The sequence below is a fragment of the Bartonella sp. AP280QHHD genome, from assembly GCF_042196125.1.
In the GTDB taxonomy this organism is placed as follows: Bacteria; Pseudomonadota; Alphaproteobacteria; order Rhizobiales; family Rhizobiaceae; genus Bartonella.
Window position 1 is genome coordinate 1 of sequence record NZ_JBHIPQ010000041.1, and the last position, 1,040, is coordinate 1,040.

The 1,040-nt window shown below is 39.3% G+C and carries 2 protein-coding genes; both read right to left on the bottom strand.

Going from position 1 to position 1,040, the window contains the following annotated elements; all coding sequences use genetic code 11:
• The coding region (locus ACFIMK_RS06315) for a lambda exonuclease family protein (protein WP_375693531.1) at nucleotides 1-468 on the bottom strand (468 nt) is incomplete at its 3' end.
• Nucleotide 469: 1 nt separating this feature from the next.
• A partial coding sequence (locus ACFIMK_RS06320) for a recombinase RecT (RefSeq protein ID WP_375693532.1) occupies nucleotides 470-1,040 on the bottom strand: 571 nt, incomplete at its 5' end.

Below are 1,040 nucleotides of genomic sequence, written 5' to 3' on the forward strand. Positions count from 1 at the left end.
ATAGCTTACGAAATCACACCATTTTCGTCCTGTACAAGCCATTTGGAATTGCATTTGTGCGTGATATTCTGGTTTGATTTCGTCACCTATACAAAAGCGCATATGTGTTACTGATCTCGGGCATTTGACTTCGATTAAACCGTCTTCTCCAATGAGACCATCGGGGCTAGCCCCCGCCATTTCTATTGTGGGGTGTTGGATAAAGCCGCACTTTGTTATATTGGCATCATAAATGAAGCCATATTCTCTCAAGGCATCTTCTTCATGTTCAATACCCCATCTCATATCTTCAGTTTCATAATAAGGGCTTGTTTCGCCTGTTAAGCGCTCTGTTATGAGTTTGATTTTGTAGTCTTCATATTTGCTCGTAGGCAATCCTTTTGCTGTCTTACTGATAATGTTGTAAACATTAGATGCGGTGACTTTACCCAAGCGCGCTTGAAACCATTCTGCTGTTCTTTGTTCCATCTCACACCGCCGTTCTTTGTTCTTGTGGTCCATATTCTATATCTTGGACGTGAATATATTCGGCATCTTGTATAGGAACGTATGTTTTCTCTTGTGGTGGGAGAGATTGTAGAGCGCTTTCTCTTTGAATTCTTGGCTTGCTTTCTAATATTTTCAAAACGTCGTCTGCTGTTTCACAAGACATATCTGTTAGCTTTTCTACTTTTGCATAAGAGAGAAGCTTATTTTTATCCGATTCTGTTTGTTCGATTAATTCTTCGATTTTTATAAGCATATCTTGAGAAACCAATTGTTTTGGAATGCTATGGTTTGTTTCATTGATACGTTTTGCTTCATCTTCTTCATAAATACCGGAAAGCCCGAAAGCATAGCGAGCACATTGTATAGTGGCTTTATGGCGCAACATACGTGCTGGATATTTTTGCCATGCTTCACTTTTTTCTTGTTCGCATTCTTTGCGATATTCGGTGACTTCGATAGGGTCTTTAATCCCTTTGAGACGAATAGCACATTTGATAGCAATGATATTCCCATCTTCATTGAGTTGATCTTGAAAGGTCATGCCATCAAAG